This window comes from Pseudomonas sp. LBUM1646 (genome assembly GCF_059716165.1).
Genome location: NZ_CP166810.1, coordinates 5,887,035 through 5,909,516, shown reverse-complemented (window position 1 = coordinate 5,909,516; position 22,482 = coordinate 5,887,035). Strand labels below are relative to the sequence as shown.

The window sequence follows — 22,482 nt, the reverse complement described above, 5'->3', positions numbered from 1 at the left end:
TGAAGACGCGGGATCAGTGACGCGGCTCGAAGTCTTCGCTGAACAGGTCATCCTCGGCATCCGGGCTGACCGGGATCTTGTGTTCTTCCGACGCCCAGGCGCCCAGGTCGATTAGTTTGCAACGGTCCGAACAGAATGGCCGGAACACGTTTTCCGGTTTCCATTCCACGGGTGCACCGCAAGTCGGGCATTCGACGGTCGAGATTGGGCTCATGACTGGCCTCCACGCAAAGTAAGGTAAAAGTGATGCAGGCGTTCGACCTCGCTGTGCAGCCAGGCGAGGTCGCGGTCGTTGACCACCACATCGTCGGCATGGCTCACGCGATCCTCGCGGCTGGACTGGGCCTTGAGGATCGCCTGGACCTGTTGCTCGCTGGTCTGGTCACGCTGCAGGGTGCGTTCGATCTGTAGTTGTTCCGGCGCGTCGATCACCAGCACCCGTTGGGTCATGGCGTACTGCCCGGACTCGATCAACAGTGGCGACACCAGAATCGCGTAAGGCGATTGTGCCTTGGCCAGATGAGTGACGATTTCCTCGGCGATCAGCGGATGTAGTAACGCTTCGAGCCAGCGGCGTTCCTCCGGGACTTCGAAGATCAGTTTGCGCAGTGCGGCGCGATCCAGTTGCCCGTCGGCTTGCAGCACGCCGGGGCCGAAATGCTCGGCGATCCTGGCCAGTGCCGGACGACCCGGTTCCACCACCCAGCGTGCCGCGTGATCGGCGTCCACCACGTGCACACCGAGGTCGATGAAGTGCTGGGCCGCCGCGCTTTTGCCGCTGCCGATGCCGCCGGTCAGGCCGAGAATCCAGGGTTTTTCCACAGGGGTATTCATTTCAAACCGACAAACTGCCAATAGAAGCCGGTTATTTGACCACCCCAGAGCAATGCAATCCAGCCGGCAATCGCCAGATAGGGACCGAAGGGGATTGGCGTCGAGGTTTTCGCGTCCCGCAAGCGCAGCAAAATCACCCCGAGAATCGCCCCCACCAGCGATGACAAGAGGATGGTCAGCGGCAAAATCTGCCAACCGCCCCAGGCCCCCAGCATCGCCAACAGCTTGAAGTCGCCGTGGCCGATGCCGTCCTTGCCAGTGATCAGCTTGAACAGCCAGAACACCGACCACAGCGCCATGTAGCCGGCCACCGCGCCCCACAAGGCATCGTGCAACGGCACGAACAGCTCGAAGCTGTTGACGATCAGCCCCAGCCACAACAACGGCAGCACCAGGACATCGGGCAACAGTTGATGCTCGGCATCAATCAGGCTCATGGCCAGCAAGCCCCAACTCAGCACTAGCATCAGGCAGCCAGGCCAGCCGAAACCGAAATGCCAGGCGACGAACGCCGAGAGCAGACCGCAGGTCAGTTCGGTGAGTGGGTAGCGTTTGCTGATCGGTGCGGCGCAGTTCGAACAGCGACCACGCAGCAACAGGTAACTGAGCACGGGAATGTTTTCCCAGGCGCGTATCCGGTGGGCGCAGTGCGGGCACTGGGAATGGGGCAGCATCAGGTTATAAGTCGGCAGGGGCGTCTCGCTGGGCATGCCCAAAACGTCGTGAGCCTGCATTCGCCATTCCCGCTCGAGCATTTTCGGCAGGCGCCAGACCACCACGTTGAGGAAGCTGCCGATCACCAGGCCGAGCACCAGTGCAGTGATGACGAAGGCCAGCGGATAGAGAGTCAGGTATTCATTCAAGGGCATGTCAGATCGCTGAACCGAGTTGGAAAATAGGCAGGTACATGGCAACCACCAGCCCTCCGACGACCACACCCAGCACCACCATGATGAACGGCTCCATCAGGCTGGTGAGGTTGTCGACCATGTTATCCACCTCGTCTTCGTAGAAGCTGGCGACCTTGTCGAGCATATCGTCCAGGGCACCGGACTCTTCGCCAATGGCAGCCATCTGGATCGCCATGTTCGGGAAGACGCCGGAGGTGCGCATGGCGAAATTCAGCTGCATGCCGGTCGATACGTCCTGCTTGATGCGCAGCACCGCGCGTTTGAACACGATATTGCCAGTCGCACCAGCCACCGACTCCAAAGCATCCACCAATGGCACCCCGGCGGCAAACGTGGTCGACAGCGTACGGGCGTAACGGGCCACGGCGGACTTGTACATCAGCGTGCCCACCAAGGGCAATTTCAATAGCCAGGTGTCCACCCGATCGCGAAAGGTCTGCGACGTTTTTAAGGCGCGACGCACGCCGAAGATCGCTGCGATCAGCGCGCCGAGCATCATCCACCACCATTCCTGCATGAATTCCGACAGGCTGATTACCATCAAGGTGAAGCCCGGCAGCTCGGCGCCAAACCCGGCGAACACGGTCTTGAACTGCGGCACCACCTTGACCAGCAAAATCCCGGTGACGATGATCGCGACGAACACTACGGCCAGCGGGTACGTCATGGCTTTCTTGATCTTGGCCTTGAGCTGTTCGCTCTTTTCCTTATAGGTGGCCACCCGATCCAGCAGCGTATCCAAAGCGCCGGCCTGTTCACCGGCGTCCACCAGGTTGCAGTACAACTCGTCGAAATATTGCGGCTTCTTGCGCAGGGAGGCGGCGAAGCTGTTACCGGCCGCGACCTCCTGTTTCACCTCGTCTACCAGCTTGCGCATGGCCGGGTTGTCGAAGCCTTCGCCGATGATGTCGAACGACTGCAGCAGCGGCACACCGGCTTTCATCATGGTCGCCATCTGCCGGGTGAACAGGGAAATGTCCTGGGCCTTGATGCGTTTGCCCAGATTGAAAATCGAGACAGATTTTTTACGCACCTTGCCGGGGTTGATGCCTTGCTTGCGTAGCTGTGCCTTGATCAGCGCCGGGTTCAGGCCGCTCAGCTCACCGCTCATTTTCGTGCCTTTCTTGTCCATGCCTTCCCAGGCGTACACGCTGATTTTTGCTGCCTTGACCGCCATGTTCAGTCCTTGGTGACCCGGTTGATTTCTTCAAGGCTGGTGATGCCTTGCATGGCCTTGATAAGGCCCGAAGTACGTAGATCGTTGAAGCCGTCCTTGCGCATCTGGATTTCGATTTCCAGGGAGTTGACTTCGGCCATGATCAGCCGTTGCAGGTCCGGGGTGTTCTTCACCACTTCATAAATCCCTATTCGCCCTTTGTAACCGTTGTTGCAGTGATCGCAACCCACCGGCTCATAGATCGTGAATGAGCCGATGCGTTCCTCGGGGAAGCCTTCCTTGATCAGCGCCTCACGGGGGATCTCGATCGGCGTCTTGCAATGGCTGCACAGTTTGCGCGCCAGGCGCTGGGCGATGATCAGGCTGACCGAGGTGGCGATGTTGAAGCCCGGGATGCCCATGTTGTGCAGGCGGGTCAGGGTTTCCGCGGCGCTGTTGGTGTGCAGCGTCGACAGCACCAGGTGTCCGGTCTGGGCGGCCTTGATGGCGATTTCTGCGGTTTCGAGGTCGCGGATCTCGCCGACCATGATCACGTCCGGGTCCTGACGCAGGAACGAGCGCAATGCCTGGGCGAAGTCCAGACCTTGCTTGGGATTGACGTTGACCTGGTTGATGCCTTCCATGTTGATCTCGACCGGGTCTTCGGCGGTGGAGATGTTGATGTCCACGGTGTTGAGAATATTCAGCCCGGTATAGAGCGACACGGTTTTACCCGAACCGGTGGGGCCGGTGACCAGGATCATGCCTTGTGGCTGCTTGAGGGCGGCCATGAACAGGGCTTTCTGGTCCGGCTCGTAGCCGAGGGCGTCGATGCCCATTTGCGCGCTGGACGGGTCGAGGATCCGAATCACCACTTTCTCGCCCCACAGGGTCGGCAGGGTGTTGACCCGGAAGTCGATGGACTTGCTCTTGGACAGGCGCATCTTGATCCGTCCGTCCTGCGGCCGCCGTCGTTCGGAGATGTCGAGGCTGGCCATGACTTTGAGCCTGGCGGCGATCCGCCCGGCCAGTTGAATCGGTGGCTTGGCGACTTCGCGCAGAATACCGTCGGTGCGCATCCGCACCCGGTAGGTTTTTTCGTAGGGCTCGAAGTGCAGGTCGGAAGAGCCGCTCTTGATTGCATCGAGCAGCATCTTGTGGACGAAGCGCACCACGGGCGCGTCATCGGCATCTTGCCCGGCGATGGAATCGTGGTTTTTGTCGTCAGGCGACTCGATGTCCAGGCCATCGAGGTCAACATCGGCCATCTCTTCGAGGCCGGTAGTGTGGGTGTCGAAGAATTTCTCGATGGCGTCGCTGAGTTTATCGTCCTCCACCAGAATCGCTTCGGTGCTCAGCCCGGTGCTGAACTGGATGTCGTTGATTGCTTGATGATTGGTCGGGTCGGACACACCGACGAACAGCTTGTTGCCGCGGCGCCAGAGGGGCAGGACGTGGTGCTGGCGGATCAGCTTCTCGCTGACCAGGCCCTTGGGCTGGGTTTCCTTGTCCAGGCAGTTGAGGTCCAGCAAGGCCATGCCGAAATGTTCGGAGGCAATCTCCGCCACTTCCCGGCTCTTCGCCAGTTTGTTCTGCACCACGTAGCTGACCAGTGAAATCCGGTTGCGCTGGGCTTGCTGATACGCCTGTTGCGCGCTTTTGTCAGTGAGCAGTTCGGCCAGCACCAATTGCTTGGCCAGACCGCTAAGGGCGATGTCGTTCATTGGGATACCGGACGCAGACAGTTCATGACTTATAGCCTAGTCAAGGGATACAGCGAAACCAGCGGTGTTGAGGTGACAAAAAGTGTCAGATTGTGCTGTTTCGGGGGGTAGGAAAGGGCGCAGCTGTGACGCCGCGCCCTGTATGCAGGGCATGCAAGGCTTGGCACGGACCCTGCTGGGGCTTATTCAGATCATGAGATTCCGACTCATGCATGGAGCTTGTCTATGAACACTCAGAAAGGTTTTACGTTGATCGAGCTGTTGATCGTGGTGGCGATCATCGGGATTCTGGCGACGTTTGCGATTCCAGCGTATTCGAAATATCAGGCGCGGGCGAAGGTGACGGCGGGGGTGGCGGAGCTTTCGGCGCTTAAAGTGAATTATGAGGACAAGGTCAACTCGGGTACGGCTGCCCCAGCAGTTGCTGACATCACTTCGGTTGCGACCACGCAAAATTGCACAATTACCGTCTCGGCAAGCCCTGCTGGCATGATCTGTACGCTCGTAGGTGCGCCAGCGCAGGTGTCCGCTGCGACCATTACCTTGACTCGTGATGCCACCTCGGGTTGGTCTTGCAAAACCAGCGCCGCCGCCGATTTCGCCCCAGCGGGTTGCCCTCATGGCTAATGGCAGCTAATTATTGGTAGACGACCAAGCCCCGCCTCTCAAGAGGCGGGGTTTTTTTTGCTGATGGTTTGAGGACTCGATGTGCTGGTTGCGTAAAAGTAAAACCTTCGTAAATTCATGGCTTTAGGCCCACGCCAAAACCTGCAACTTGCATGTCGATAACCTGTAACTCATGCAATTTGCATGATTTCGAAAATTACCTGTTTTATTAAGTTGTTGATTTATAAATATTATTTGACCGTCTCAAACTTGGCACAGCGTTCGCAATATACCCAGTAACCCTGCTGACAAGACATGCAGCAGACTTTATAGAAAAACAGGAGTTACTCGTATGAAGAAGTTCGCTATCGCCACTGCTACCGCGCTGACCCTGACCATGGCCGGTGCAGCTTTTGCACAGACCACCCCTACCACCCAAGCCCCGATGACTCTGGCGGCGGGTGAAATGACCAAGGCCAAGGAAACCACTTCCGATACCTGGATCACTACCAAAGTCAAAAGCGACCTGGTAACCGAGAAAGGCATTCCTGGCACCGACATCAAAGTCGAAACCAACAAAGGCGTTGTGTCTCTGTCGTCCACCGTTGCGGTGACTGACGCTCAGAAAGCCACCGCTGTTGCGATCACCAAGAAAATCAAAGGCGTCAAAGCGGTCTCCGCTGACGGCCTTAAAGCCGAGTAAGGCAAGACTTCTCCGCCTGGACCGGGAGAAGGCGTGGCAGACGAGCCGAGCCATACGTCTGCCGCCTCTGGAGAGTTCATGCGAAGGCCACAAGGATGTGGCCATTACAGGCCTCCGACATTCGTGTCGGGGGCCTGTTTTATTGTGGGACGCGTTAAAAGCAAAAGATCGCAGCCTTCGGCAACTCCTACAGGTGTTCACATTTCTCTGTAGGAGCTACCGAAGGCTGCGATCTTTTGATCTTTAATTGCCGCGCTTGCTGGTGATCTGTTTCAACCGATTACCTTCAAACCGCAGGTATTGGTACATCCCGCTATTGGGTCCGTAGGTCCATTCCTCGACCTGGAATTCTTCCCGTCGGTTGGCACTGCGTTTGTACCCCAGCACATCCCGGGCCACAGGTTCACCGCACTTCTGCAGCACCTCGCCGGACCTGTCCCCAACGCTGACCAACTGACTGCCACAGCGCAACGTATCGGCCGCTGATGCCTGGCCGGCCGCAAGTGCCAGGGCCAGGCTGAACAGCCAGCGCGCGCCCATCACTCGGCATCCAGGTGCATCGGCGTAATTACCCGACCGTCGCTTTGCGCTTCGCCAAGGCTAGCGTCGATAAAGTACACGCGGTCATCGGCCATCTGCGCCTTGTCCACCAGGAAGTCCTTGATGCTGCTGGCCCGCTCCTGGCCCAGTTGACGCAACAGCACATCGCTGGAACTCCAGAACTTGATCACGTCCGCGCGCATTTTGGCGGTGCGTTCTTCCTTGCCCAAATCCTTCCATTCGGCCGGCGGTTGAGTCTTGAGACGAGTGCGGTAAATCCCTTCCAGCAGCGGGCCTTTCTCGCCCTCCGGGACTTGCAGCAGGGACGCCTGGGCCGGGACTTTGTCGCCGCGGCGCTGGAGCATCTTGTAGTAGTTGTACTGGTATTCGCGCTCCAGGCGTTGCTCAGCGATCAGCGGGCCATCGCTGCTTTGCGCCGCGGTGCCTTCGATTTCCAGGCGCAGGGCCGGACGTTCCTTGAGGGCCCCGGAGAGTTTGATCAGCGATGCTTCGGCGTCTTTGGTCAGGTCACTTGAGCCCGGTGCAAACGATACGGTGCCCAGATCTTCCGAGCCGCCACCACTGATCAGCCCGCCGATCATTTTGAACGGCGCGGCAGCCGCCTTCACGATCAGGTTGCGCAGGGTCTGCCAGACAATCGGCATGACACTGAACTGCGGGTTGTTCAAGTCGCCGGTTACCGGCAGCTCGATGGAAATCTTGCCATCGACGTCCTTGAGCAAGGCAATTGCCAGTTTCAGCGGCAGGCTCGTGGCGTCCGGGCTGTCGACTTTCTCGCCCAGTTGCAGTTGCTCGACCACCACTTTGTTTTCAGCCTTGAGTTGGCCCTTGGTGATCAGGTAATGCAGGTCGAGATTGAGCCGACCCTTGCGGATGCGGTAGCCGGCGAATTTGCCGGAGTAGGGCGTCAGCGTCGTCAGTTCCACGCGTTTGAAACTGGTGGCGATGTCGAGGCTGGCCATCGGGTCGAACGGGTTGACCGCGCCCTTGATTGTCACTGGCGCATAGCGGTCGACCTTGCCCTTGATGTCGACACTGGCCGGTTTTGCCTGACGACTGTCGATGGTGCCGATCGCACCGTTGAGCTCTTGAACGGCAGTGGCGAAGTTCGGGGTCAGGCTGAAGTCGGCGAAGTTCGCCGAACCATCATTGATGGCAATGCCGCCAACGTGAATGGCCAGAGGCTTGTCCTTGCCGGCCGCCGGTTTGGCTGCGGCAGTCTTGGCGCCGGAGTCCGGCGGTTGCGGGACCAGCAGGTCGTCGATGTTGGTGGTGCGGTCATCGTTGATCATGAAGCGCGCATACGGCTGGAACAGGTTGACCTTGTCGATCGACAGGCTGTCGCCGTGCTGATAGTTCAGGCCTTCGAGCACCAATTGCTGCCACTTGAGGAAGTCGCGGGTTTTCAGGGTGTCGAGGGTGTGCAACTGATCGACCTGGGCGCGACCGGTCACGCTGAACGCCAGCGGGTCGGTGCTTTTCAGGTCAACTGCCAGATCGCTGCCGAGCATGCCGCTGCGCAGTTCCAGGCGAATGAACGGGGTGATGTAGGACTGGGCGACTCGCAGGTCGATGTCCTTGGTCTGCACTTTCAGCTTGGCGCTGACCGGTGCCAGATTGACCTGACCGTCTGCGGTGATCTTGCCCTGCTTGCCCAGGCCGGTGTCGAGCTTGAGGTTGAAAGGCGAGCCATTGAGGCTGTCGAAGTTCTGCAGGTCCAGGTTCAGCGGGCCGACTTCCAGCGCCACGGGTGGTTGTGCCTTGCGGTCAGTCAGGTGTACTTGGTAATTGCGCAGTTGCACGTCTTTGAGCAGCACTTGCCAAGGTTTGCTTGGCGCCGCGGGTGCAGGGGGCGGTGAGTCCGCTGCGGCGGGTGCAGTGGCGGGTTCCGCTTTAGCCTTGACCGCTGCCTTGGACGGTTGGCTGGCAAACAGTTTCTGCCAATCGAGCTGCCCATCTGCTTCCAGGGCGGCCCAGGTTTCGAGTTTATTGCTGCGGATCTTGCCGACCACCACTTGCTGCTTGGCCAGGTCGACGGTGGTATCACTGACGTCCAGGCGTTCGAGTTTCACCAGCGGCCGACCATCCGGTGCGTTGATCGCAAACGGCGCGACGCTGACGGCGACGTTGCTCAGCAGCAGTTCGGTTTCCTTGGCCAGGTTGAGCTTGTAGTCGGTGCTCAGGTTCAGCACGCCGTTTTCCAAAGCCAGCGGCAGCGCATCACGGACGTACGGCCACCAGACTTTCATCTGGCCGTCGGTGACTTTCAATTTACCTTCGGAGGCGATCGGGATCAGGCTGAAATTGCCGGTCCAGTCGATCTGCCCGCCTGCCGGGCCGGCCGCGACCAGGGTCATGTCGGCGTTATCGTCGGGCAGGGTGCTGAGGTTCTTCAGCTCGAAATCGAGTTTGTCGTAAAGGAATTCGATGGGCTCGCTGGGCCGTGCATCCTGGAAGTGCACATAGCCGCCGGCCAGTTTGATCCGCTCGACCCGCAGCGGGAACGGTTTGGCGTTCGGGTCGGCCGGGGTCGGTTCGCTGGCGGGAATCTTGAACAGGCCGAGCAGGTTGAGCTTGCCGTCCTTGCCAAAGAGGATTTCGGTCTTGGGTTTGTCCAGTTCGATATCGGACAGGTGCAGTGCCTTGGTCCAGAGACTGTCGATCTGCAGGTTGGCGTAAAGCCGTTCGAAACCGACCTGTTCCTTGCCCGGTTCACCGATGATCAGACCCCACAGGGTCACTTCAAGGCTGAACGGATTGAGTTCGATCCGCTGGATATGGGCGGGCGTTGTGGCGTAGTTGGCCAACTGCTGGTTGGCGATCCGCAAGGCAATGCCCGGCAAAATCAGAAACCCCAGCAGGCTGTAGAGGGCCAGAGCAGTCAACAGAGCGCCGATAGCGCGAATCAATCCTTTGGGCATGTGCGGCTTCATTTGTCTGATCGGAGTGCCTTGGAGTATGGCACGCGATTTCGGTTCCGAAGTACTTGCCGTTGCTCAGGATTGTTCAGATTCTTTTGTAAGAACGCTGACCTTGATGATCAGAGCTGCAAGATCAGGGTTTTCAGCGGTGGCTGCTGATCCAGCGACGGAAAATCGCCGCCCGGGGTCATCACCGACCACTCACGCACCGGCCGCCCGGCCTTCTCCGCACAGCGCAATACCTGTTCGCGCCAGTCGTCCATGCTGACTTTCGCCAGGTTGTTGCAGCAGATCAGCACGCCGTTGTCGGCGGTGGTCAGCAGTGCAGGTTTGAGCAGGCTCTGATAGTCGCGCAGCAGGTCGACCGTGCCGAATGCACTCTTGGCCCAGGCCGGAGGATCAAGCAGCACCAGATCGTACTGACGCTGTTCCAGGCGTGGGTAGCTTGGCAGTTTCTGCCCGCGACGCTGACTGATGGGCAGGCCGGCCAGTTGGCGGATTGCCGGGAAATAGTCCGACTGAATGAATTCCATGGTCGGCAACTGCGGGTTGAGCAGGCCGTTCTCGCGGCCAACAGCCAGGTTGCCCTCGGCGAAATCCAGGTTGCAGACCTCGCTCGCGCCACCGGCCGCCGCACTCACGCCGACGCCGCAGGTGTAGGCGAACAGGTTCAGCACACTTTTGTTCTTGCTGTGCGTCTTGACCCAGCCGCGGGTATTACGCAGGTCGAGGAACAGCAGTGGGTCTTGCCCGGCATGACGGCCGCGAACGCGATAATTCAGGCCCCATTCGTGGCCGATCAGGTCTTGCAGGGCGGCTTCGTCGGCACGGTAGACGGTGTCTTCGCGGTCGATGCGCGAATTGCCCCGGGAGCGGTCGTTGTAGACCAGCAGGCTGTCGACACCCAAGTGTTGATTGATGGTTTCGTGCAGTTGCAGCAGCGCATCGCGTTCCAGCGCCTGGTGAAAGCTTTGCACCAGCAGTTGCGGGCCGTAGCGGTCGATGGTCAGGCCGCCGGCGCCTTCCTGGCTGCCATGGAACAGGCGATAACAATCGGTGCCCTGCTGATGCAGTTCGGCAAGCAGGTCCTGGCGATGATCGAGTGCGGCGCGCAGCGCCTGATTCAAGGAAGACATGCTGGGCGCCTTGCAGGAGGAGGGAATTTGGCGCGGGAGTTTAACAGTTACTGAGCCGATCGTTCCCACGCTCTGCGTGAGAATGCCTCGATGGACGCTCTGCGTCCGCTTTTGAGACGCGGAGCGTCCCGGGCTGCATTCCCACGCAGAGCGTGGGAACGATCACAGAAGAGCCATCTGCAGAGTTCAGGTGAGCAACCCCATCCGCCGCTTCGCCCGCTGAACCGAGCCATTACGCATCGCCCAACGCAGCATCGGCGCACTGCGCTTGACGCTGGCGCGGATCAGTTGGCGTTGCAGCGGGTTCTGGCTGACGCCAAGCATGTCGCTGGCCCAGTCCGGTAGCAGGTCGATCCCGGCCTGCATCATCAAGCTGCCAAACGGTTTGGCCATACGGCTGGGGGCAGGCGCGTTCAACAGCAGTCGCAACACCTCGTGACTGCGTGCGTCGCACAGTAACTGCGGACGGATTCGCTCAAGGTAATCAGCGATTTCCTTACGGCTGCGCGGCACATCACGGGCGCCCAGGCGCTCAGCGATTACCGCGATTTCAGCGTAGTAACGGTCCTGATCCGCCACGGACAAATGCGGATTGCGATAACGCAGATGCGCGGCGAGGAAGTTGCTGACCTCCGCAACGTGCACCCAAGTCAGCAAGTCGGGATCGCTGGCGGCGTAAGTCCGGCCATCCGGCGCGGTGCCGACCACCTGCAGGTGAATGGTGCGAACCTTCTCGATCAGCCAGTCGGCATCCTTGCGCGAACCGAACGTCGTCCCGGAAATGAACTGACTGGTGCGGCGCAAGCGGCCGATCATGTCTTCGCGAAAATTCGAGTGATCCCAGACCCCGGCCAGGGCCAGCGGGTGCAAGGCTTGCAGCATCAGCGCGCTGATGCCACCGATCAGCATGCTGCTGAAATCGCCGTGGACTTGCCAACTCACCGAGTCGGGACCGAACAGGCCGGGATCGCCCTTGGGGTTCTCCAGGTCGAGCTTGCCCAAGGACAGACCGGTCAGGCTCATGAGCTGGGTTTCGATGCGGCTACGAATGAATTCCATGGCAACTCAGTGGCGAAAAAGAAAGCGCGGCCATTAACGGCCGCGCAGGCTTTTGAAACAAGCGATTATTGGTTCAGGCGTTTATCGACCAAGTCCTGGACCACGCTCGGATCGGCCAGGGTCGAGGTATCACCCAGGCTGTCCAGTTCGTTGCAGGCGATCTTGCGCAGAATCCGCCGCATGATCTTGCCCGAACGGGTTTTCGGCAAGGCCGGTGCCCATTGAATCAGGTCCGGCTTGGCGAAGCTGCCAATTTCCTTGCTGACGTGGGCGAGCAGTTCTTTCTTCAGTTCGTCGTTGGGTTCGGTACCATTCATGGGCGTGACAAAGGCATAGATGCCCTGACCTTTGACGTCATGGGGGTAACCGACCACTGCGGCCTCGGCGATGCTGTCGTGCAGCACCAGGGCACTTTCTACTTCGGCGGTGCCGATGCGATGTCCGGAGACGTTGATCACATCGTCGATGCGCCCGGTGATCCAGTAGTCGCCATCCTCGTCGCGCCGAGCACCGTCGCCGGTGAAGTAGTAGCCGGGGTAGGGCTTGAAGTAGGTTTCGACCATCCGTTGCGGGTCGCCATAGACGCTGCGGATCTGCGCCGGCCAGCTGGATTTGATCGCCAGCACGCCGCTGCCGGGGCCTTTGATTTCCTTGCCCACTTCGTCGAGCAACACCGGTTGTACGCCGAACATCGGCTGCGTCGCACAGCCCGGTTTGATCCGTTGCGCACTGACCAGCGGGCTGAGCATGATGCCGCCGGTTTCGGTCTGCCACCAGGTGTCGACGATCGGGCAACGCTGCTCACCGACCGCGTTGAAGTACCAATCCCACGCTTCCGGGTTGATCGGCTCACCGACGCTGCCGAGTAATCTGAGGCTTTCGCGGGACGTTTCCTTCAACGGCTCGGGGCCTTCACGCATCAGCGAGCGCAGGGCGGTCGGCGCGGTGTAGAAGATGTTGACGTGGTGTTTGTCGATGACCTGCCAGAAGCGCGAACTGGTGGGGTAACTCGGCACGCCTTCGAAGATCAGTGTGGTCGCGCCGTTGGCTAACGGCCCGTAGACGATGTAGCTGTGGCCGGTGACCCAGCCGACGTCGGCGGTGCACCAGAACACCTCGCCGTCGCGGTAATCGAGCACGTACTTGAAGGTCATCGCCGCTTGCAGCAGGTAGCCGCCCGTGGTGTGCAGCACGCCTTTGGGTTTGCCGGTGCTGCCGGAGGTGTAGAGGATGAACAGCGGGTCTTCGGCGTCCATCGGTTCCGGCGGGCAATCGTCGCTGACATCGCGCAGAGCCTGGTGATACCAGATGTCCCGGCCTTCGACCCAGTTCACTTCACCCTGGGTGCGCTCGACCACAATCACCGTGCTGACGTTCGGGCAACTCTCGAGCGCTTTGTCGACTTTCTCCTTGAGCGGTACGAATTTGCCACCGCGCACCCCTTCATCAGCGGTGATCACGGTGCGGCAGTCGGCGTCGAGGATCCGGTCGCGTACGGAGTCCGGAGAAAAACCGCCGAACACCACCGAATGCACCGCGCCGATGCGCGAGCAGGCGAGCATGGCGTACGCGGCTTCGGGAATCATCGGCATGTAGATGCACACCCGATCACCTTTTTTCACGCCACGACCTTTCAGGACGTTGGCCAGGCGACAGACGTTGTGATGGAGTTTTTTGTAAGTGATCTGGGCGGACTCGGCGGGGTCATCGCCTTCCCAGATGATTGCGATCTGATCGCCACGTTTTTCCAGGTGACGGTCGATGCAGTTGTAACTGACGTTCAGCTTGCCCCCGGCAAACCAGTTGGCCTCACCGGTTTTCAGGTTATAGCGCTGGACGGTTTGCCACGGCTCGCTCCAGTCGAGAAAGCGTGTGGCCTGTTCGGCCCAGAAGGTGCTGGGGTGTTCGATGGATTGTCGGTACAGGCGCTGGTAGTCGTCCTGACTCAAATTGGCAGCCCGGCGCACGGCATCGGCTTTGGGGAACGTGCTGATATCGAACATGACGGTTCCTTATTCTTGTTTTGCGACAAGATTAAGATGCGCCGAGTGACCAGAGGGTTCAAGTCATGCACTAAACAACAGTGGGAGCGAGCTTGCTCGCGATAGCGGCCTGTCAGTCAACAAATTCGTTGAATGTTCAACCGTCATCGCGAGCAAGCTCGCTCCCACAGGGGTAGCTATGAGGCGTTAGATCACCCGCGGTGACGACCGCGGAAGTAGTTGATCAGGCCTTGTGTCGAAGCATCGTCAGCCGGGGTTTCTTCGCTGCCGACCAGGCGGTTGTAGACGCCTTTGCCCAGCTCTTTACCCAGCTCCACGCCCCACTGGTCGAAGGCGTTGATGCCCCAGACGACGCTTTGCACGAAGACTTTGTGCTCGTACAACGCCACCAATGCGCCGAGTCGACGCGGGCTGATGCGTTCGACCACCAGGGTGTTGCTCGGACGGTTGCCCGGGATCACCTTGTGTGGTGCGATTTTCTGCACTTCTTCTTCGCTCAAGCCCTTGTCGCGTAGCTCGGTTTCAGCTTCGACAAGGGTCTTGCCGAGCATCAGAGCCTGGCTTTGGGACAGGCAGTTGGCGTACAGCCACTGGTGGTGGTCGGACACCGGGTTGAAGCTGACGATCGGCACGATGAAGTCAGCCGGAATCAGTTGGGTGCCTTGGTGCAGCAACTGGTGGTAGGCGTGCTGGCCGTTGCAGCCAACGCCACCCCAGATCACCGGACCGGTATCGGTAGACACTGGCGTGCCGTCCTGGCGCACGCTTTTACCGTTGGATTCCATGTCCAGCTGTTGCAAGTGCTTGGTGATGTTGCGCAGGTAATGGTCGTACGGCAGGATCGCGTGGCTTTGCGCGCCCCAGAAGTTGCCGTACCAGACACCGAGCAACGCCAGCAGTACCGGCATGTTCTGTTCGAATGGAGCGCTCTGGAAATGCTGGTCCATGGTGTACGCACCGGACAGCAGTTCCTTGAAGTTCGACATACCAATGGCCAGGGCAATCGGCAGACCGATGGCCGACCACAGCGAGTAACGCCCGCCGACCCAGTCCCACATCGGGAAGATGTTTTCTTCACGGATACCGAACGCCACGGCGGCGGCGTTGTTGCTCGATACCGCGATGAAGTGGCGATACAGCTCGGCTTCCGAACCACCCTGGGCCAGGTACCAGGCACGGGCGGCCTGGGCGTTCTTCAGGGTTTCGAGGGTGTTGAAGGATTTCGACGAGACGATGAACAGCGTGGTCTCGGCGCGCAGCTTCATGGTCAGCTCGTGGAACTCACTGCCGTCGATGTTCGCCAGATAATGGCAACGCACGCCTTTCTGGGCGTAGGACAGCAGCGCTTCGGAGACCAGCTCAGGGCCGAGGAACGAGCCACCGATGCCGATGTTCACCACGTCAGTGATCGGCTTCTCGGTGTAACCGCGCCACAGACCATCGTGGATGCGGCCCACGAGGTCGGTGATCTGGTTCAGCACTTTGTGCACTTCCGGCATCACGTTGACGCCGTTGACCGACAATTTGTCGCCCACCGGACGGCGCAATGCAGTGTGCAGCGCCGGGCGGCCTTCGGAGGAGTTGACGATTTCGCCGTCGAACAGCGCTTTGATCGCGCCCTTGAGGTCGACTTCGTTGGCCAGGCCCACCAGTAGATTGCGGGTCTCGGCGTTGATCAGGTTTTTCGAGTAATCGAGAAACAGACCGCAACTGCTAAGGGTGAATTGAGTAAAGCGCTGCGGGTCGGCATTGAATGCTTCGCGCATGCTGAAATCCTGCATGGCTTGGCGGTGGTCTTTCAACGCTTGCCAGGCGGGCAGAGCGGTAACGTCGTGAGGAGTGCGGTAGTACGCCATCGCTGCGATTTTCCTTTTACTTGAACTGCCTTTAAGACACTGAAGATCCCGGAATGTCCCGTCCATTGGGAGGGCTACGTCCGGTCAATCTGCGTGGACACGATTAAATAGCGCAGGGCGGTAACAGTAAACCTCGCGTGTGGATCTGTCTTCGCTTTGTATGACTGGTTTTCTGTACTTTTTTAACATTGAAACCGCAAACGTCCCGACAGACGGATGACTATCGGGAGAATGGCCTGATCAGGCGACCTGAACCGGTATGGCATTGCTGGTGTGGCTCAGCTCGTTGCCCGGCGCCATGTAGAGCATGCGCGGCTTGAAGTTGAGCAGCTCGGCCTCGCTGTAGTGGGCGTAAGCGCAAATGATCACCCGGTCGCCGACCTTGGCCTTGTGCGCCGCGGCGCCGTTGACCGAGATCATGCGCGAACCTTCTTCGCCACGAATCGCGTAGGTGGTGAAGCGCTCGCCGTTGTCGACGTTGTAGATCTGGATCTGTTCGTATTCACGGATGCCGGACAGGTCCAGCCATTCGCCGTCGATGGCGCAAGAACCTTCGTAATCGAGTACTGCGTGGGTGACTTCGGCGCGATGCAGCTTGGCCTTGAGCATGATGGCGTGCATGAGTGTTTCCCCAGGTCGGAATCGAACGGCGGGCATATTGCCCGAAGGCTTTGTGGGCGGCAATACAACGCAAAAGATCGCAGCATTCGGCGTGCCTAGGAGCTGCCGAAGGCTGCGATCTTTTGATCTTGCCGTTTAAACCGTTGCGTCGAGATTCAGGTGCAAGTTGTCGATCAACCGCGTCGTGCCAAGGAACGCCGCGACCAGAATCACCAGGTCCCGATCTTGCGCAGTCGCCGGGCGCAAGGTCACGGCATGGCGGATCTCCAGGTAATCGCTACGCAAACCCGCCGCTTCAAGCTGTTTAATCTGCCCGTCGATCAACGCCGGATAATCGCGCTCACCTTGTTTAATGGCATCGGCAATCGTCGCCAGCGTGCGATACACCACCGGCGCCGTCGCGCGCTGGTCTTCGCTGAGAAAGCCATTGCGCGACGACAACGCCAAGCCATCGGCGGCCCGTACAGTCGGTTCGCCGATGATCTGGATCGGCATGTTCAGGTCATGCACCAGCGCGCGAATCACCGCCAGTTGCTGGAAGTCTTTCTGGCCGAAGATTGCCAGGTCCGGCTGGACCATGTTGAACAGCTTGCTGACCACGGTCGCCACGCCTTCAAAATGCCCTGGACGGCTGGCGCCGCACAGGCCTTCGGACAATTGCGGAACGCTGACCCGGGTCTGGCCGGCCATGCCGTCGGGGTACATTTCTTCGACGGTCGGGGCGAACAGCAGATGGCAGCCCGCCTGGAGCAGTTTTTCCTGGTCGGCCACCAATGTGCGGGGGTACTTGTCGAGGTCTTCGCCGGCGCCAAATTGCAGCGGGTTGACGAAGATGCTCGCGACTACGAAATCGGCTCGTTGGGAAGCTTTGGTAATCAGTGCGACGTGGCCGCTGTGCAAGTTGCCCATGGTGGGTACGAAGGCGATACGCTTGCCTTCACCGCGGGCACGGGCCACGGCTGCCCGCAGTTCGCGGACGGTTTTGACGGTGTTCATGCAGAGAATCCGTGTTCGATACCTGGGAAAGTAGCTGCTTTGACTTCAGCGACATAAGCGCTCAAGGCTGCTTGAATGCTGACCTGACCATTCATGAAATTCTTCACGAACTTCGGCACGCGGCCGGTGATGGACAGACCGAGCATGTCATGCAACACCAGGACCTGGCCGTCAGTGCTGCTGCCGGCGCCAATGCCGATCACCGGAATGCCCACGGCCTGAGTGATTTCCTCGGCCAGTTCGCTCGGTACGCACTCGAGCAGCAGCATGGCGGCACCGGCCTGTTCCAGGGCGATGGCGTCGGCACGCATTTGCCGCGCCTGGTTCTCGCTGCGGCCCTGGACTTTGTAACCGCCGAGGATGTTCACCGATTGCGGGGTCAGGCCCATGTGCGCACACACCGGTACACCGCGTTCGGCCAGCAAACGGATCGAGTCCGCCAGCCACAAGGCACCTTCGACCTTGATCATGTGCGCACCGGCCTGCATCAGCAGGGCGCTGTTGGTCATGGCTTGTTCGGTCGTTGCGTAGGCCATGAACGGCAGGTCGGCGAGGATCAGGGCGTCGGTATTGCCGCGTTTGACGGCCGCCACGTGGTAGGCCATTTCCGCGGTGGTGACCGGCAAGGTGCTGTCGTGACCTTGCAAGACCATGCCGAGGGAGTCGCCCACCAGCAGCACTTCGACGCCGGCCTCGTTGCAGGCGTGAGCGAAGGTCGCGTCATAGCAGGTCAGCATGGTGATTTTTTCACCTTTCTGCTTGAGGCTCTGGAGCGTGGTCAGGGTGATGGCTGGCATGTAAAAAATCCTCGTTCAGGCGCTATGGAAACTACTGCGAGTAACGCGCGTGATTCTTCATTTACTCAGGCGCACGGTCTTTTGTCGTGCTTATAAGGCCTGGATTGCGCCCTTTAGCGCCGCGTTGGCGGCAGCGGGACGCCTATAGTCGTGAGGAGAACTCGGGAAGTCAATTGCGTGTGTTACCGCGTTGTTACGGTGGGGGTGTTACCGGGGTAACTGATGCGATTCAGCAGATTTGCGACAGCGCTTGTATCGTCAAAAGATCGCAGCCTTCGGCAGCTCCTACAGGATTCGCGTAAACCTGTAGGCGCTGCCGAAGGCCGCGATCTTTTAGCGGCAACTCAGGCTGTGGGGAGGCGTTCCAGCCCAACAAACGGGCACGCTGCGAGCAATTCGCTGAGGCTCCGGCCATCCGCCAATCGCAGATCCGTCGGCGCCAGTTCGGCCAGTGGATACAGCACGAAGGCGCGTTCCTGCAGGTGGTAATGGGGGACTTTGAGGCGAGGTTCGTCGATCAGGCGATCGCCGAACAGCACGATATCCAGGTCCAGCGTGCGTGGCCCCCAACGTTCAAGGCGCTCGCGACCCTGGCCGTTTTCGATGGCTTGCAGCGCATCGAGCAGGTCCAGCGGCGCGAGGCGGCTGTCGAGGGCGGCAACCGCGTTGGTGTAACGCGGTTGGCCGGGCAGCAATGAATCGCTTTGATAAAACGCCGATACCCCGACCAGCTCGGTCTGCGGTAACTGCGCCAGCGCCTCGACGGCGCTGCGCAATTGTTCGGCGGGGTCAGCCAGATTGCTGCCCATGCCGATATAGATGCGTTCCATGACTTACTCGCCCGTGGCGCTCGGGGCGCCGGCGGCGCGTTTGCGCTTGGCGCCACCGCTGCGACGACGTTTGCGTGGTGCACCCGTGCCGTCATCCTTGCCGCTCAGGTCGCGGATCATGTCCCGACGTTCGCTGTCGTTGGCGTCCTGATAATCCGTCCACCATTCGCCCAGGCCATCGGTCTGCTCGCCGGCGCTTTCGCGCAGCAGCAGGAAGTCGTAACCGGCGCGGAACCGCGGGTTGTCGAGCAACAGATCAGCGCGCTTGCCGCTGCGACGTGGCAGGCGTTCCTGCATGTCCCAGATCTCGCGGATCGGCATAGTGAAGCGCTTCGGAATCGCGATGCGCTGGCACTGTTCGGCGATCAGCTCGTGAGCCGCTTCCTGCATCGCCGGAATCGGTGGCATGCCACGCTCTTGAAGACGCAACACGCGAGCCGGCAGGGCAGGCCACAGCAGTGCGGCAAACAGGAACGCCGGAGTTACCGGTTTGTTCTGCTTGATCCGCAGGTCGGTGTTGATCAGCGCTTCACTGATCAGCGTGTGGGTGTATGTCGGGTTGTATTCCAACGCCTCGGCACTGGCCGGGAACAGCGGATCGAACAACTGCAAGTCGACCAGCATCTCGAAGGTGTCCGCGGCATGGCCGGAGAGGAACAGCTTGAGCACTTCTTCGAACAAGCGCGCTGACGGGATCTCGCGCAGCATCGGCGCCAGGTCGCGGATCGGCGCAGCGCTGTGTTTTTCGATACCGAAATTCAGCTTGGCGGCGAAACGCACGGCACGCAGCATCCGTACCGGGTCTTCCTGGTAGCGTTGCTTCGGGTCGCCGATCAGGCGGATCAGGTGATTGCGGATGTCGTGTACGCCGTTGGCGTAGTCGAGAATGCGCTCGCTGACCGGATCGTAATACAAGGCGTTGATGGTGAAGTCGCGGCGTTGCGCGTCTTCTTCCAGGGTGCCGTAGACGTTATCGCGCAGGATGCGCCCGCTCTCGTTGCGGGAAGACTGGTTGCTGTCTTCCTCTTCATCGTTTTGCGGGTGATTGGCGCGGAAAGTCGCGACTTCAATGATTTCACGACCAAAGTGGATGTGCACCAGCTTGAAGCGGCGACCGATGATCCGCGCATTGCGGAATTCAGCCCGTACCTGTTCAGGGGTGGCACTGGTGGCGACGTCGAAATCTTTCGGTGTGATGCCGAGCATCATGTCACGCACGCAACCGCCGACCAGATAAGCCTGGTAACCGGCGTTCTGCAGGCGTTCAACGATATTCACCGCGTAACGGCTGAATTGCGCCTTCTGCAGCGAATGTTGGCCGCTGTTGAGCACTTCAGGCGTGCTGCGGATGTGTTGCGTATGGCGCTTGGGCGAACGGAATGACTGGAACAACTTCTTCAGCATGGGATGCACTGTTTGAAGGAATGTTCGGCCATAACGAAGAATGACCGCATGATGGGCCGGGATTCTAGCATTTAGTCGGGGGATGGTGTAGGAAGCTGCGAAACGGCTTGCGGGCAATGTCTGGTATGCGCGGGACGTAACCGATGTCGTCGATGTAGCAGCTGTCGAGCAGCGCGAGGCAGCGTCCGGCGGCGTCCGGCGGCGAAGCCGTCGTAAACCATAGGTTGCGGTGTGTCAGGATAAATACGGTTGGCCAATTTGCGGGTGCTTCGCGCCCGAACGCTGCCTCGCGGTGCTCGACAGCTGCTACAGGCTGCTAGTCGTGAGGGGCTCAAACGCCAGAAACTACAAGGGGAGCCGAAGCTCCCCAAGAAGTAGTTGCATGCTCTATTTTTATTATTGGTTTCGGGCTTTTTGTTTTTGTTAAGTGCCCTTGTCATGAAGTTTTTCCTTCATGACCCTCCCAATCGGGAGCCAAGAGCAAACGGATTGCTTTGGTCGCTGTGTTGCAGTGATCTTGCGATCCAACCAGTTCAGGCTCTGTCTTAGGACAGTTTTTTGTTGTTCTCGGCCTGGTCGTGGGGCACGCCCCAAATACAACGCCTCTCCAAAAGAATCAGTTAGCTGCGCCTCTCGCCGTCTTGTTTTTATTGTGCGTGAGTCGATTCGTCTTATTTTTATTGTCTTGTGCATTGCTTGTTATTGTTCTTGTACTGAACATATAGCAGGGTGCGTGCCAACTTTTGCGAAGCCCAGCAAAACAAGGGGTCAAGCCGTGTATCGAGGTTTTTCAGGGCCCAAAAAAACCGGGGCTTCGTTACCGTAAGCCCCGGCTTTTGTTACGTGAAAAGACTGAGGTAACAGTTTTTTCACAATGTCACGTGTTACCCGCACACCTGACAGGTGACGTTCAGCTCTCGCTGGCCACCCCGGTCTTGCGCCGTGGAATGCCCAGGCGTTGGCGGCGTTCCCACAGGCATTTGCGGCTGACCCCGAGTTTGCGGGCCAGTTCGGTTTCGGTCATGTGATCTTGATGCTCGAGGACGAAGTGCTGGAAGTAGTCTTCCAGCGACAGGTCCTCGGTCGGCTCATGGCTGTTGTTGCCGGCGGCGCCGCCCTGTTGTGGGGGCAGGCCGATGAAATCGTCATCGTCCAGATCGCTCAGCTCGATGTCGATGCCCAGCAGTTCGGCGGAAATTTCCGGGCTCTCGCACAGGATCACCGCGCGTTCGACCGCATTTTCCAGCTCGCGAACGTTACCTGGCCAGGTGTAGTGACGAATCGCCTGCTCAGCGTCCGGGGCAAACTTCAGATCGGTGCGGTTGACCCGCGCGCTCTGCCGCGCCAGGAACGCATTGGCGATTTCGTTGACGTCCGCGCCGCGCTCGCGCAGGGCGGGCAGTTTCAGGGCAATCACGTGGAGACGGTAATAAAGGTCCTCACGGAACTGGGCGATTTTCGCCAGGCTCTTGAGGTCCCGGTGGGTCGCAGCGATCAGGCGTACATCGACTTTCTGCGACTGCACCGAGCCGACCCGGCGAATTTCGCCTTCCTGCAGCACGCGCAGCAGGCGGGCCTGGGCTTCGAGTGGCAGTTCACCGATTTCATCGAGGAACAGGGTGCCGCCGTCGGCTGCTTCTACCAGCCCGGCACGCCCGGCGCTGGCGCCGGTGAACGCGCCTTTTTCGTGGCCGAACAGTTCGGACTCGATCAGGCTTTCCGGAATGGCTGCGCAGTTCACCGAAATCATCGGCGCCTTGGCGCGCTTGGAGAGGTTGTGCAGGGCGCGGGCCACCAGTTCTTTACCGGTACCGGACTCGCCCTGGATCAGGACGTTGGAATCGGTAGGCGCGACTTTGCGGATCTTGCTGTACAGGTCCTGCATCGGCGGACAGGAGCCGATGATGCCAATCTCGCCGTTGCTGTTATCGACGCCCGGTTTCGCGGCGCCATTGGCCGCTTTGCCGACCACCGGCTCACCGGCAGCAGGCGCCGATTGGCGATCACGCAGAATGCGCGCAACGGCCTGCAGCATTTCGTCGTGATCGAAAGGCTTGGCGATGTAATCCACCGCGCCCATCTTCATGGAATCGACGGCCGAACGCAGGCTGGCGTAGCTGGTCATGATCAGCACAGGAGTGCCTTGGCCAAGCTTGATCAATTCAGTGCCCGGGGCGCCAGGCAGGCGCAGGTCACTGACGATCAGGTCAAACGTGGGAATGCTGAAACGCTCTTGTGCTTCCTGCACGGATCCGGCTTCGCTGACCTGGTACTGATTACGTTCCAGCAGGCGGCGCAAGGCGGAGCGGATAATTGTTTCGTCTTCGACGATCAAAATGTGCGGCATTGATTCGATACTCTCGA

19 protein-coding genes are annotated in these 22,482 nt (G+C 59.6%); 2 read left to right on the top strand and 17 right to left on the bottom strand.

What is annotated here, in order from left to right; genetic code table 11:
* Positions 1-13: 13 nt before the first annotated feature.
* The 5 genes from yacG to pilB are packed head-to-tail and all read right to left on the bottom strand — an operon-like array spanning position 14 to position 4,625.
* Positions 14-214 carry a DNA gyrase inhibitor YacG gene (gene yacG / locus ACA071_RS26930; RefSeq protein ID WP_149661048.1) on the bottom strand — a complete coding sequence of 67 codons (201 nt, stop codon included), beginning with the start codon at positions 212-214 and terminating at the stop codon, positions 14-16.
* Positions 211-834, bottom strand: coding sequence for a dephospho-CoA kinase (coaE, locus tag ACA071_RS26925; RefSeq protein ID WP_497641864.1), 624 nt, complete (start codon positions 832-834; stop codon positions 211-213). Before coaE ends, yacG begins: the two co-directional genes overlap by 4 nt.
* Positions 831-1,703, bottom strand: coding sequence for a prepilin peptidase (locus ACA071_RS26920; RefSeq protein ID WP_497641863.1), 873 nt, complete (start codon positions 1,701-1,703; stop codon positions 831-833). Before ACA071_RS26920 ends, coaE begins: the two co-directional genes overlap by 4 nt.
* Before the next feature lies 1 nt (position 1,704).
* Positions 1,705-2,922, bottom strand: a complete 1,218-nt coding sequence (locus ACA071_RS26915; protein WP_497641862.1) for a type II secretion system F family protein — start codon at positions 2,920-2,922, stop codon at positions 1,705-1,707.
* A 2-nt stretch (positions 2,923-2,924) separates the two neighbouring features.
* Positions 2,925-4,625, bottom strand: coding sequence for a type IV-A pilus assembly ATPase PilB (pilB, locus tag ACA071_RS26910; protein ID WP_497641861.1), 1,701 nt, complete (start codon positions 4,623-4,625; stop codon positions 2,925-2,927).
* Between the two features lie 225 nt (positions 4,626-4,850).
* Between pilB and ACA071_RS26905 the strand changes: the two genes are divergently transcribed.
* Both ACA071_RS26905 and ACA071_RS26900 read left to right on the top strand, forming a co-directional pair.
* Complete coding sequence (locus tag ACA071_RS26905) at positions 4,851-5,252, top strand: pilin (RefSeq protein ID WP_497641860.1); 402 nt, start codon at positions 4,851-4,853, stop codon at positions 5,250-5,252.
* Positions 5,253-5,583: 331 nt separating this feature from the next.
* Entirely contained in the window at positions 5,584-5,934 is a 351-nt protein-coding gene (locus tag ACA071_RS26900; protein WP_497641859.1) for a BON domain-containing protein, read from the top strand.
* Positions 5,935-6,177: 243 nt separating this feature from the next.
* On the opposite strand, the gene ACA071_RS26895 is transcribed toward ACA071_RS26900, so the two are convergent.
* The 12 genes from ACA071_RS26895 to ACA071_RS26840 all read right to left on the bottom strand — a co-directional run bounded on the left by ACA071_RS26895 (position 6,178) and on the right by ACA071_RS26840 (position 22,465).
* The gene (locus tag ACA071_RS26895) at positions 6,178-6,474 is read right to left on the bottom strand and encodes a DUF2845 domain-containing protein (protein ID WP_497641858.1); all 297 of its coding nucleotides are present in this window, start codon (positions 6,472-6,474) and stop codon (positions 6,178-6,180) included.
* Positions 6,474-9,416 (bottom strand): DUF748 domain-containing protein, encoded by a 2,943-nt coding sequence (locus ACA071_RS26890; RefSeq protein WP_497641857.1) that lies wholly within the window; start codon positions 9,414-9,416, stop codon positions 6,474-6,476. Before ACA071_RS26890 ends, ACA071_RS26895 begins: the two co-directional genes overlap by 1 nt.
* A 119-nt stretch (positions 9,417-9,535) precedes the next feature.
* A complete protein-coding gene (locus ACA071_RS26885) occupies positions 9,536-10,552 on the bottom strand; it encodes a class I SAM-dependent rRNA methyltransferase (protein WP_497641856.1) in 1,017 nt (338 codons plus the stop codon).
* 186 nt (positions 10,553-10,738) lie between these two features.
* Entirely contained in the window at positions 10,739-11,611 is an 873-nt protein-coding gene (locus ACA071_RS26880) for an oxygenase MpaB family protein (protein ID WP_497641855.1), read from the bottom strand.
* Between the two features lie 65 nt (positions 11,612-11,676).
* Entirely contained in the window at positions 11,677-13,614 is a 1,938-nt protein-coding gene (gene acs / locus ACA071_RS26875; protein ID WP_497641854.1) for an acetate--CoA ligase, read from the bottom strand.
* Between the two features lie 191 nt (positions 13,615-13,805).
* The gene (pgi, locus tag ACA071_RS26870) at positions 13,806-15,470 is read right to left on the bottom strand and encodes a glucose-6-phosphate isomerase (protein ID WP_497641853.1); all 1,665 of its coding nucleotides are present in this window, start codon (positions 15,468-15,470) and stop codon (positions 13,806-13,808) included.
* A gap of 240 nt (positions 15,471-15,710) precedes the next feature.
* Positions 15,711-16,091, bottom strand: a complete 381-nt coding sequence (gene panD / locus ACA071_RS26865; protein WP_003228271.1) for an aspartate 1-decarboxylase — start codon at positions 16,089-16,091, stop codon at positions 15,711-15,713.
* A 135-nt stretch (positions 16,092-16,226) separates the two neighbouring features.
* The gene (gene panC / locus ACA071_RS26860; protein ID WP_497641852.1) at positions 16,227-17,087 is read right to left on the bottom strand and encodes a pantoate--beta-alanine ligase; all 861 of its coding nucleotides are present in this window, start codon (positions 17,085-17,087) and stop codon (positions 16,227-16,229) included.
* The gene (gene panB / locus ACA071_RS26855; RefSeq protein ID WP_497641851.1) at positions 17,084-17,884 is read right to left on the bottom strand and encodes a 3-methyl-2-oxobutanoate hydroxymethyltransferase; all 801 of its coding nucleotides are present in this window, start codon (positions 17,882-17,884) and stop codon (positions 17,084-17,086) included. Before panB ends, panC begins: the two co-directional genes overlap by 4 nt.
* 344 nt (positions 17,885-18,228) lie before the next feature.
* Positions 18,229-18,714, bottom strand: coding sequence for a 2-amino-4-hydroxy-6-hydroxymethyldihydropteridine diphosphokinase (gene folK / locus ACA071_RS26850; RefSeq protein WP_497641850.1), 486 nt, complete (start codon positions 18,712-18,714; stop codon positions 18,229-18,231).
* Between the two features lie 3 nt (positions 18,715-18,717).
* Positions 18,718-20,118, bottom strand: coding sequence for a polynucleotide adenylyltransferase PcnB (locus ACA071_RS26845; protein WP_497641849.1), 1,401 nt, complete (start codon positions 20,116-20,118; stop codon positions 18,718-18,720).
* A gap of 910 nt (positions 20,119-21,028) precedes the next feature.
* On the bottom strand, positions 21,029-22,465 hold the full coding sequence (locus tag ACA071_RS26840; RefSeq protein ID WP_497641848.1) for a sigma-54-dependent transcriptional regulator: 1,437 nt from the start codon (positions 22,463-22,465) through the stop codon (positions 21,029-21,031).
* Positions 22,466-22,482 lie beyond the last annotated feature (17 nt).

What these genes read in the sequence shown, in the direction of transcription:
- yacG (WP_149661048.1), bottom strand. Translation starts at nt 214, where the DNA reads ATGAGCCCAATCTCGACCGTCGAATGCCCGACTTGCGGTGCACCCGTG.
- coaE (WP_497641864.1), bottom strand. Translation starts at nt 834, where the DNA reads ATGAATACCCCTGTGGAAAAACCCTGGATTCTCGGCCTGACCGGCGGC.
- ACA071_RS26920 (WP_497641863.1), bottom strand. Translation starts at nt 1,703, where the DNA reads ATGCCCTTGAATGAATACCTGACTCTCTATCCGCTGGCCTTCGTCATC.
- ACA071_RS26915 (WP_497641862.1), bottom strand. Translation starts at nt 2,922, where the DNA reads ATGGCGGTCAAGGCAGCAAAAATCAGCGTGTACGCCTGGGAAGGCATG.
- pilB (WP_497641861.1), bottom strand. Translation starts at nt 4,625, where the DNA reads ATGAACGACATCGCCCTTAGCGGTCTGGCCAAGCAATTGGTGCTGGCC.
- ACA071_RS26905 (WP_497641860.1), top strand. Translation starts at nt 4,851, where the DNA reads ATGAACACTCAGAAAGGTTTTACGTTGATCGAGCTGTTGATCGTGGTG.
- ACA071_RS26900 (WP_497641859.1), top strand. Translation starts at nt 5,584, where the DNA reads ATGAAGAAGTTCGCTATCGCCACTGCTACCGCGCTGACCCTGACCATG.
- ACA071_RS26895 (WP_497641858.1), bottom strand. Translation starts at nt 6,474, where the DNA reads ATGGGCGCGCGCTGGCTGTTCAGCCTGGCCCTGGCACTTGCGGCCGGC.
- ACA071_RS26890 (WP_497641857.1), bottom strand. Translation starts at nt 9,416, where the DNA reads ATGCCCAAAGGATTGATTCGCGCTATCGGCGCTCTGTTGACTGCTCTG.
- ACA071_RS26885 (WP_497641856.1), bottom strand. Translation starts at nt 10,552, where the DNA reads ATGTCTTCCTTGAATCAGGCGCTGCGCGCCGCACTCGATCATCGCCAG.
- ACA071_RS26880 (WP_497641855.1), bottom strand. Translation starts at nt 11,611, where the DNA reads ATGGAATTCATTCGTAGCCGCATCGAAACCCAGCTCATGAGCCTGACC.
- acs (WP_497641854.1), bottom strand. Translation starts at nt 13,614, where the DNA reads ATGTTCGATATCAGCACGTTCCCCAAAGCCGATGCCGTGCGCCGGGCT.
- pgi (WP_497641853.1), bottom strand. Translation starts at nt 15,470, where the DNA reads ATGGCGTACTACCGCACTCCTCACGACGTTACCGCTCTGCCCGCCTGG.
- panD (WP_003228271.1), bottom strand. Translation starts at nt 16,091, where the DNA reads ATGCACGCCATCATGCTCAAGGCCAAGCTGCATCGCGCCGAAGTCACC.
- panC (WP_497641852.1), bottom strand. Translation starts at nt 17,087, where the DNA reads ATGAACACCGTCAAAACCGTCCGCGAACTGCGGGCAGCCGTGGCCCGT.
- panB (WP_497641851.1), bottom strand. Translation starts at nt 17,884, where the DNA reads ATGCCAGCCATCACCCTGACCACGCTCCAGAGCCTCAAGCAGAAAGGT.
- folK (WP_497641850.1), bottom strand. Translation starts at nt 18,714, where the DNA reads ATGGAACGCATCTATATCGGCATGGGCAGCAATCTGGCTGACCCCGCC.
- ACA071_RS26845 (WP_497641849.1), bottom strand. Translation starts at nt 20,118, where the DNA reads ATGCTGAAGAAGTTGTTCCAGTCATTCCGTTCGCCCAAGCGCCATACG.
- ACA071_RS26840 (WP_497641848.1), bottom strand. Translation starts at nt 22,465, where the DNA reads ATGCCGCACATTTTGATCGTCGAAGACGAAACAATTATCCGCTCCGCC.